The sequence below is a fragment of the Clostridium sp. AF19-22AC genome (genome assembly GCF_003479085.1).
Classification (GTDB): Bacteria; Bacillota; Clostridia; order Lachnospirales; family Lachnospiraceae; genus Faecalicatena_A; species Faecalicatena_A orotica.
Window position 1 is genome coordinate 1 of record NZ_QUGN01000048.1, and the last position, 9,911, is coordinate 9,911.

Consider the following 9,911-nt stretch of genomic DNA (forward strand, 5'->3'; position numbering starts at 1 on the left):
CCCTCCCCCCTAAATTCTTCATTGCTTAATTTTGTGTTCTTTACTATAATAGAGTAATAACCTGTTTCTGCGGAGGGCTCCCTTATGTGGAAGAGAAAAACACTAAAGATAAGAACGAGAGAATCTTTGAAATTTAATTACTGGCGTATGGTTGCTGTATGTTTTCTGACGGCTATGCTTACGACCGCTTATACATCTTCTACTATATTTGTGAACCAGTATGAGCCTGCCACGCATACAGTGCCGGAGCACTCGGATGTTGCCGCCGGCACTTCTAATTCTGTCGTAATTGCCGATACAGTGGAACAAATAACAGATGACTCTGCCTCCATCATGGATTCTCCTTTGACCAGGGCTGCCGAAATTATTATTGATACTTATACGAGCGGGAAGTCTATTTTTTTCTCTGTTCTGAGGGCCGCTAATGATATTTTGACCCATGACTTTCACCTTTCTTCTGCTTTCCTGATCACAGGAGCATTTCTGGCTTTTTTTTACCAGTTTTTAATTGCAAATCCAATTCTGGTAGGAGAGCGGAGATTTTTTCTGGAGGCCCGCAATTATCACCGGACGAGGATCAGTAAGATTTTTTTCCTATATAAATTGAGATATATCTATAATCCGGTCTGGGTCATGTTCTGTCGTTCTTTTTTCCAGACGCTGTGGAACCTCACAATAGCCGGAGGGATTATCAAATACTATGAATACAGTATGATTCCGTTTATCCTTGCTGAGAATCCGGCAATTGAACGTAAGGATGCTTTCCAGCTTTCCAAACAACTGATGCGGGGGAATAAATGGAAGATGTTTAAATTGCATTTTTCTTTCCTTGGATGGAATATCCTTGCACCCCTGACTCTTGGGGTGCTGGACTTTTTGTTTGTAAATCCGTATAAGACAGGAACAGACGCCGAGCTTTATATGGAGCTTAGGCGTAATTATGTTCTGTCCCGCGCTCCCGGATATGAGGCGTTCAATGACAGGCTTCTGGAACAGGTTCCGTCAGAGGATGAACTTTTAATCAGCAAGGCCCTCTATGATGATTCAGAGGGGCCTTATACGAAGATTTCATACTTTGAACCCGAGCAGTATCCTGTCTTTCTATATTCTATCCAGCCGCCTGCACGTGCCGTGAGGCCGCCCAGACACGAGAATAAAAAATATGGATTTTTATCCTGTGTGTTTTTGTTTTTTGCATTCTCTGTCTTTGGATGGGTTCTGGAAAGCTTTATACATATCATTCGTGACGGGGTCTTCCTGAACCGTAGTTACCTGATAGGCCCCTGGATACCTCTTTATGGTGTCTGTGGACTTATCCTATTGATATTTATTCAGAAATTTGCCCATAAGCCGATTCCTGCATTTATCGCTATGATGGCAGTTTACTCCCTGATCGAATATCTCATGAACTGGCTGATGGAATATGAATATGATATCGCATCTGCGGATTACACCGGTTATTTCCTGAACTTGAATGGAAAAACATTCCTTGGCGGTGCTATTTTCTTTGCAATGCTTGGATGCGCTTTTTTGTACTATCTGGCACCACGATGGGATGAGCTCTTCCAAAGGCTTCCTGACTACCTGAAGTTTTCGATATGTCTACTGCTGTGCCTTTTATTTGCCACAGATTTTCTCTATGCACTCACACATCCCGAATTAATGAGTGAGCTTATGGCGCCGGGACTATTTTTTACAAAAGTGTAGAACATGTTTGTTTGAATAATATATTTTAAAAAAGATACAATGAGACAGAAAGGATTTTATTATGGATGAAATATTTGTAAGCAAGGATCATTTTACCTCAAAACCTGATTGTACGGGCCGGCTCGAAAAAGAGATACGGGTCTACGATGCACTGGACAAACTGGGCATTCCGTACGAAGGAGTGGACCACGATGTTGCGCCGACAATCGAGGCCTGCCAGGCGATCGAAAAGGAGCTGGGAATCATGCCGTGCAAGAATCTTTTTCTGCGCAACCGTCAGAAGACCACCTTCTTTCTGCTTCTGATGCCAGGAGAAAAGAAGTTCTATACGAAGGATCTCTCAAGTCAGCTGGGAATCTCACGCCTTTCTTTTGCAGAACCGGAATTTATGGAAAAATATCTGGATATTACTCCCGGGTCTGTCAGTGTCCTGGGATTGATGAATGATAAAGACTGGTATGTGGACCTGCTGGTGGATAAGGAGCTTCTGAATCAGGAATATATTGGCTGCCATCCCTGCATCAATACCTCCAGCCTGAAGATTAAGACGGATGACATCCTGAAGAAATTTCTGAAATATACCGGGCATCGTTACCGCGTAGTCGAACTTTAGCCGTTAATCGTTGCTTTTTTATCAGAAAAATAATATAATTCACTATATACTTGAAGGTAACAAATCTAATAAGAAACAGAGGGACTTAATTTATGAAGAAAAGAGTAGTAGTCGCATTAGGACACCGTGCTTTGGGAACCACTCTCCCGGAACAGAAGGTAGCCGTAAAAAATACAGCAAAATCAATCGCAGATTTAATTGAAGAAGGTTATCAGGTTGTCATTACACACAGCAACGCGCCGCAGGTCGGCATGATTCATACGGCCATGAACGAGTTTGGAAAGACACATGATGATTATACTGCAGCCCCCATGTCTGTCTGCTCTGCCATGAGCCAGGGTTACATCGGATATGACCTTCAGAACGGAATCCGGGAGGAACTGCTCAACCGCGGTATTTACCGTACAGTCAGCACTGTCCTGACTCAGGTTATTGTAGATCCTTATGATGAAGCATTCTATACACCGACGAAGGTCCTCGGACGTTATATGACAGCCGAGGAGGCAAATGAGGAACGGAAAAAAGGAAATTATGTGGTGGAGGAGCCCGGAAAGGGATTCCGGCGTGTCGTATCCGCACCAAATCCGGTCAAGATCGTCGAACTGGACGCAGTCAAAGCACTGCTGGATGCCGATCAGGTCGTTATCGCATGCGGAGGCGGCGGTATTCCTGTACTGGAGCAGGACAACCACTTAAAAGGTGCAAGTGCAGTAATCGAAAAAGACTTAACAGCAGGAAAGCTTGCCGAGGGTGTCAATGCGGATGAACTCATCATCCTGACAAGTGTTGAACAGGTATACATCAACCTTGGGCAGCCGAATGAAGAGAAGCTCGGTGAGATCAGCCTCCAACAGGCAAAAACATACATGGAAGAGGGACACTTCGGGATCTACAACATGTATCCAAAATTCCGGGCTGCCGTTGAATTCATCGAAAAAGCAGATGGGCGCAGCGCACTGATCACATCTTTCGATAAGATGAAAGAAGGACTGAAGGGGAAGGCCGGAACAGTCATCAAAGGGTGATTTCAAACAGGTTTTTCTTTAGAATAATTATTCTGCAAAACAAAAATACGCGGCTGTCTCATTTTAATTTACGTTTGACAGCCGCGTATTTCTTAATATTCTTCATAATATTCTTCGATCAGACATACATAATGCTGGAATTTGAGCAAAAAACTGACTATATAACACACTTTAAAGAAGGAGGAGAATTGGACAAATGTATGAGCAAGACTATATAATGCGTATGAACAGGGATATTATCCGAACAATTAGTAGATTAGTCTTTAACAAAGATACTGAATTCCCATTAGACATCACGTCACAGACTTTAAAAAACGAAGATAAAAAAATGCTCAATTCCTTACAGGGGCAGGTTAATATCGGAAAAATCAATGAAGTGGAAAAAGAGATATGTCAGAGCGTTGGTAACAACGAAAGCCGGGCTTTAGAAAAAGCACTTTTATTTTATGCCTATCTAAACGAACAGACCGATGAATTTCTATTAGCAAATAGTTTTAAACGTGAAAGAATACAATCAGGTCTACAGTATATCGCATCACAATTAGGGATTTTAGATATCGTCAACTTAAACTATTTTGAATAACAGATATTTACTCAATGATGCTCAATTAAATGGTAAAAAGATACTGCCGCATCTATGATTTTTTAATCATTGATGCGACAGCTCCATCGGATACACCCATTCTTATATGATCATGTCGTTCTCTAAACATGGTGCCTGATTTATTTCTGGTTTGCCGGTTCGACAGCCACTGATTTTCCTTTGATCTTCGCGTTATTCATTGCGTTTAATACATCCCTTGCATACTCTCTCGGCACTTCTACGAAAGTATACTTATCAAACATATCAATTGATCCGATCACTTTTCCCGGAATTCCGCTCTCGCCTGCGAGTGCGCCCACAATATCTCCCGGTTTTGCCTTGTTTTTCTTTCCTATATTGATAAAGAGTCTGACCATTCCTGCTTCTTCAGCACCTGTATCGCCAAAGTCCATTTCTTCCTGGTTTACTTCATTCTGACCAGAACTCATCTTCAGGAACGCCGCTGCCATATCCATTGCTGTATAGTCGGATTCGTTTACCTTATTCTCGATTGCCTGAAGGTATTTTGTCAGGTCTTCCGTTTCTATAACACTGTCTATCTCTGAAAGAATGTTATCCATCTTAGTCGTTGCCACATCGTTCAGTGACGGAACTTTTTGTGCATAGATCTTCGTCTTGCAGTAACGCTGGATCTCTTTCAGCTTATATACTTCTTTTCCGGAAACGAATGAGAAGGAGCGGCCTTCACGTCCGGCTCTTCCGGTTCTTCCGATACGGTGCACATAATACTCGTCGTCCTGTGGAAGGTCATAGTTAAATACTGCTTCCACTTCATCCACATCAATTCCTCTGGCAGCCACATCTGTTGCAACGAGGATGTCAGTTTTCCCGGAACGGAATCCCTGCATAACCCTGTCACGCTGTGCCTGTTTCAAATCACCATGAAGTCCGGCCGCAAAGTAGCCTCTTCCGAGCAGTCCGTTTACAAGAAGGTCTACCTGTCTCTTTGTGTTACAGAATACTACGGACAGCTTTGGTGTATAGATATCCAACAGTCTTGCAAGCACTTCTTCTTTATTTTTCGGTCTTACTTCATAATAATATTGTTCGATATTCGGTACAGTAAGTTCTTTCTTTGTTACTTTTACAAGCTGGGCGTCCTTCTGGAATTTCTTTGTAATATCCAGAATTGCCTGCGGCATTGTTGCTGAGAATAACACTGTCTGACGGTCCTCTGGAACCCCTTCCAGAATCGTCTCGATGTCCTCACGAAATCCCATGTTCAGCATTTCATCCGCTTCATCCAGTACGACTGTATGAACATCTTCCATCTTGATCGTCTTGCGGCGCATGTGGTCCATCACACGTCCCGGTGTTCCAATGATCAGCTGTGTACCACTCTTAAGGGAACGGATCTGTTTTACGATCTCCTGTCCTCCATAGATAGGAAGTACTTTAATCGCATGCATATATTTTGCCAGATTACGGATCTCCTCCGCCACCTGGATAGCGAGTTCTCTGGTCGGGCAGAGTACAACTGCCTGAAGCTTTTTATTCTTAGGATCGATCTTCTCCAGAAGCGGGATGCCGAAAGCTGCTGTCTTTCCGGTTCCTGTCTGTGCCTGACCGATAATATCCTTCCCAGTTCTCATAACAGGAATTGCTTTCGCCTGAATCGGGGAAGCCTCCTCAAAACCCATATTCTTAATTGCTTTCATAATTTCGGGACAAAGTCCCAATTCTTCAAATCTTGTTTCTTCCATAAAACTCCTTTAATAATAAATTTACTCAAAAAAAATACCCTTTACCTGACATCAAGTAAAGGATACTCATTAGTCTCAACTGCTATCATAACAGATTTTGTGCAGGATGTCAATTTTTCCTGTACTCTTTCGGAGTACAGTTCATATGTCTGCGAAATATTTTGCCAAAATAACTCCCGGAACTAAATCCTGTCTTCATAGCAATCTCTACGATACTGTCCCCTGTGAAACGCAGCAGCCCGCATGCCACCTGTACCCGGTATGAATTGAGATAGGCAACCGGTGTGATATGCAGCATTTTCTGAAAACAGCGGAGGCATTCCCGTTCCCCTATGTGGGCGGCACCGGCTATATCCTCCAGTGATATGTTTTCCATATAATGCTCCTGAATGTAGATCAGCATTGTTTTCAGACGGCTTTCACTGTAAAAACAAGGCTCCTGCTCCTTTAGGATGTTCTCTTTCTGGTCTTCAAAAAGCTCCAGCAATAATTCGGAGAGCAGGTTTCTGGATTTTAATTCATAACCAAATGCCTCTTCTTTCTCCCAGCGGGCCAGTCGTTCCAATTTGTCCAGAATACTGTTCTGGAGTGGAGAATCCGGGTCCAGATGCACAAGTGTAACTGCTTCACACTGTAGAAGAGGCGCAAGGTATTTTGTATCAATCAGACTTTTCGCCGGTGCGGCAAACTCCCTCTGGAACATATGTACATCGTAATAAATAGGTACATCCGGGGACGGGGTGAATAACTGATGCAGGACATTTGCATTCACAAATACTCCTTCCCCCTGACGTATAAAAACCCGTTTGTCGAGGGTCACATATTCCAGCACCCCCTCCTTCACTGTTATAAACTCCGGTTCCTGATGCCAGTGCCAGGGAACAAGCAGCGACCGGCCCGCCAAAGGGGTAATCCTGCGGATGACATATGGATATTCCTGTTTCATTTCAAAGATTTCTTCCTCTTTATGTGATGTCATTTTCAACTCTTCCAAAAACATACCTTGTCTCCTTTCCAGAATTGTTTTGTCGGTATTTTACCATTATTCAGTCGGTAAATAAGTATATTTCACATAGTTTGTACGATAATATTATATTAAGAAGTGTAGTACAGGGAACATGGAAAGTCAATGTATTTAAATGGCCGTTAAAATGCACCGGAAGGGAGTAAATAACATGAAATTTGATTGGTTTGAGATATTGAAATATTTAGAGAAACATGCAAAAAATGATGATGAATTTAACAAAAAGCTCCTCACTCTGACGCAGCAGGACGCGGCGGATCTTTGGGTCGAATTGAATCAGAAGACTGTAAACAGGCGGCAGCCGCTAATGTGAAGTTACTATTCACGGTGAGGCCATGCATAGTAACGATGTAAACACATATGTATAAAAAAACACCTTCACGGGATTGTATATATTGTAAAACTTGTTCTGCCATGTTAACATAAAGTATCCCCTACAGGAAGGTGACCCTTATGAAAAAAAATCTGCAGACTGAGTTCAGTACCAGACAGTACATGCTGTCTAAAGATTTCGAAATATATTACTATAACGACCGCAATCTGCCCCCCCATGTGGAAATGCATGCGCATAATTATTATGAATTTTACTTCTTTTTAGAGGGAAATGTGAAGATACAGATCCGTGACCAGCAGTATCCGCTGCAGTACGGGGATCTGATCCTGATCCCGCCGCATGTGTACCACCGCGCGGTTGTTGAAGACATGGAACTTCCATACCGCAGGTTTGTTTTCTGGATCAGTCAGGAATACTGCAACCATCTGCTCGATATTTCTTCTGATTATGTATACCTCCAGCAGTATGTACAGATTCAGAATGATTATATCTTCCATAATGACCGTATCACATTCAATACAATCCAGTCCCGCATCCTGAGACTGATTGAGGAGCAGCGCTCCGATAAGTTTGGACGTGCCCCCCAGATTACGCTCTGTGTGGATGACCTGATCCTCCACCTGAACCGCCTGGTCTATGAACGGAATAATCCGCAGAACCCGCAGGTAATCGAATCCCTCTATCAGAATGTCATACAATATATTGAGGATCATCTAGATGAAACGCTTTCTCTGGATGTACTGGCCAGTGAATTTTATGTCAGTAAATACCATATTGCCCATGTATTTAAGGAGAATATGGGGCTTTCCATCCACCAGTATATTACAAAAAAGCGTCTCACGGCCTGCCGCGAAGCCATTCAGGGCGGCGGCAATATCACCCACACTTATCAGATGTTCGGTTTCGGCGATTATTCCAGTTTCTACCGTGCATTCAAAAAAGAATACGGGATATCCCCAAAAGACTGCCAGGATATGGTTTCACTGGAATACCGGAATGATTAGCCTCTGATTTTCTATGAGAACCGCAATGCCTCTATCGGTTTCTTGCGTGCAGCCTTGTTTGCCGGATAACTGCCGAATACAATGCCAATCGTTGTGGAGAATCCGACTGAAATCCAGATGACCCCCGGCGACAGGCTGAAATGATATTCTGTCATCACCTGATCTGCCACAGCTACGATTCCCCAGGACAGAAGAATCCCGATTGCACAGCCGATCAGACTAATAACCACCGCCTCCACGAGAAACTGAACCATAATATCCTTATATCCTGCCCCGACTGCTTTCCTGATTCCGATTTCCCGGGTACGCTCGGTTACCGATACAAGCATGATGTTCATGATGCCAATGCCCCCAACAATCAGTGAGATTCCTGCAATACCTCCGAGCATCAGCAGCATCGTCCGGTTCGTAGATTCTACCATTTTAACAAACTCGAGTTCATTGTCTACGCGAAATGCCTTTTGATCGTTATGGAAACGTTCAAGCAGCAGACTGGTAATCTTTGATTCGGCGGCCCTCATGTCTGCTTCACTGTCCGCCCAGATCACAAAATTGTTCACGGCTTTTACTTTTTCTGAACTGCGCATTAATGTAGAATAAGGGATGTAAGCCTCCATCGTATTCATATTCCAGCCGTTGTTATCACTTTTTTTCAGCACCCCTGCAATTAAAAACTGTCTGCCTCCTATGATAACATTCCTGCCAACTACCTGGTCGGTGCCAAAAAGCTGCTGCGCCATATAATGATTGATCACGGCGGTGTAAGAGCTGCTATCCACATCTGCTTTTTTCAGGCTTCTGCCAGCCGCCAGTTTCAGATCCTGTATTTTGAAATATCCCGGCGTCGTACCCGTAACTGACACATCTCCGCTCTTCTTATCGCTTTTCGCCGTCACAGATTCTGTTTCTGCCGGTGCGATCTCGGAAATTTCAGGCTCCTTTCCAAACTGCGCCATATCATCCAGCGTCAGCGGCTTTCCTTTATCATTGCTGACCGTCACCGTCAGTTTCGTATTTCCGGCCGCGGACATACTTTCATCAATGGAAGTAACAGCCCCGTTGACCAGAGATACCAGTACGACGAGAGAAGTCACTCCTATAATAATTCCCAGCATCGTGAGAAACGACCTCATTTTACTGGACGAAATTGAACTTAATGCCATCTTAAAAGACTGTATCATGACTCCACCACCTCACTTACCTGTCCGTCCCTGATTCGGATCTTCCGTTCCGCCTCATCGGCAACATTCTCATCATGGGTGATGATGACGATCGTATTCCCCTGCTCATGAAGGTCTTTGAAAATCCCCATGATCTCCCTGCTTGTTTTGGAATCCAGAGCCCCTGTAGGCTCATCCGCCAGAAACAGGGACGGCCTTGCCGCAAGCGCCCTTGCAATCGCAACCCTCTGCTGCTGTCCTCCTGATAATTCTGCAGGCAGGTGTTCCCTGCGTTCATACAGCTTCACCTGCTCCAGAGCCCATTTTACTCTCTCTGCGCGTTCGTGTGACGGAAGCTTTTGGTAGATCAGCGGCAGTTCCACGTTCTGCGCGGCCGTCATCTTGGGAATCAGATTAAAATTCTGGAATACAAACCCGATCTTCCGGTTTCTTACTTTAGCCAGTTCCTTCTCCGAATAATTCGTAATGGACTCCCCGTCAAGCAGGTATTCTCCCTCATCTGAGTTATCCAGACAGCCGATGATATTCATCATCGTAGACTTGCCGCTCCCGGATGGTCCTACTATACTGACAAATTCACCTTTTCTTACACGAAGTGAAGCTTCCCTTAATGCATAGATATCCTCGCCTCCCATATGGTATATTTTTGAAACATGATTCAAACGTATCATATCAGCACCTCCTAGTATAATAATGATGTAGTCAATCAAGACTAC

Annotated in this window: 10 protein-coding genes; 6 read left to right on the forward strand and 4 right to left on the reverse strand. The window is 43.8% G+C overall.

The window, feature by feature from the left end; translation table 11 throughout:
• Positions 1-84 precede the first annotated feature (84 nt).
• The 4 genes from DWX43_RS26545 to DWX43_RS26560 all read left to right on the forward strand — a co-directional run bounded on the left by DWX43_RS26545 (position 85) and on the right by DWX43_RS26560 (position 3,928).
• The gene (locus DWX43_RS26545) at positions 85-1,707 is read left to right on the forward strand and encodes a DUF975 family protein (RefSeq protein WP_118623060.1); all 1,623 of its coding nucleotides are present in this window, start codon (positions 85-87) and stop codon (positions 1,705-1,707) included.
• 61 nt (positions 1,708-1,768) lie between these two features.
• The gene (locus DWX43_RS26550; protein ID WP_109733906.1) at positions 1,769-2,320 is read left to right on the forward strand and encodes a prolyl-tRNA synthetase associated domain-containing protein; all 552 of its coding nucleotides are present in this window, start codon (positions 1,769-1,771) and stop codon (positions 2,318-2,320) included.
• Positions 2,321-2,412: 92 nt separating this feature from the next.
• Positions 2,413-3,345 (forward strand): carbamate kinase, encoded by a 933-nt coding sequence (arcC, locus tag DWX43_RS26555; RefSeq protein WP_118623062.1) that lies wholly within the window; start codon positions 2,413-2,415, stop codon positions 3,343-3,345.
• Between the two features lie 196 nt (positions 3,346-3,541).
• A complete protein-coding gene (locus DWX43_RS26560) occupies positions 3,542-3,928 on the forward strand; it encodes a DUF6483 family protein (protein ID WP_118623064.1) in 387 nt (128 codons plus the stop codon).
• A gap of 140 nt (positions 3,929-4,068) precedes the next feature.
• On the opposite strand, the gene DWX43_RS26565 is transcribed toward DWX43_RS26560, so the two are convergent.
• On the reverse strand, positions 4,069-5,652 hold the full coding sequence (locus DWX43_RS26565) for a DEAD/DEAH box helicase (RefSeq protein ID WP_109733902.1): 1,584 nt from the start codon (positions 5,650-5,652) through the stop codon (positions 4,069-4,071).
• Positions 5,653-5,761: 109 nt separating this feature from the next.
• On the reverse strand, positions 5,762-6,652 hold the full coding sequence (locus tag DWX43_RS26570) for an AraC family transcriptional regulator (protein ID WP_118623066.1): 891 nt from the start codon (positions 6,650-6,652) through the stop codon (positions 5,762-5,764).
• A gap of 175 nt (positions 6,653-6,827) precedes the next feature.
• Here DWX43_RS26570 and DWX43_RS27155 point away from each other — a divergent pair, with 175 nt between their 5' ends.
• A complete protein-coding gene (locus DWX43_RS27155) occupies positions 6,828-6,989 on the forward strand; it encodes a hypothetical protein (RefSeq protein ID WP_181368881.1) in 162 nt (53 codons plus the stop codon).
• A gap of 140 nt (positions 6,990-7,129) precedes the next feature.
• Entirely contained in the window at positions 7,130-8,014 is an 885-nt protein-coding gene (locus DWX43_RS26575) for a helix-turn-helix domain-containing protein (protein WP_118623068.1), read from the forward strand.
• An 11-nt stretch (positions 8,015-8,025) separates the two neighbouring features.
• Here DWX43_RS26575 and DWX43_RS26580 read toward each other — a convergent pair whose 3' ends face one another.
• Positions 8,026-9,195 (reverse strand): ABC transporter permease, encoded by a 1,170-nt coding sequence (locus tag DWX43_RS26580; protein ID WP_118623070.1) that lies wholly within the window; start codon positions 9,193-9,195, stop codon positions 8,026-8,028.
• Positions 9,192-9,866 carry an ABC transporter ATP-binding protein gene (locus tag DWX43_RS26585; protein WP_109732401.1) on the reverse strand — a complete coding sequence of 225 codons (675 nt, stop codon included), beginning with the start codon at positions 9,864-9,866 and terminating at the stop codon, positions 9,192-9,194. The genes DWX43_RS26580 and DWX43_RS26585 overlap by 4 nt, the downstream gene beginning before the upstream one ends.
• Positions 9,867-9,911: the final 45 nt, after the last annotated feature.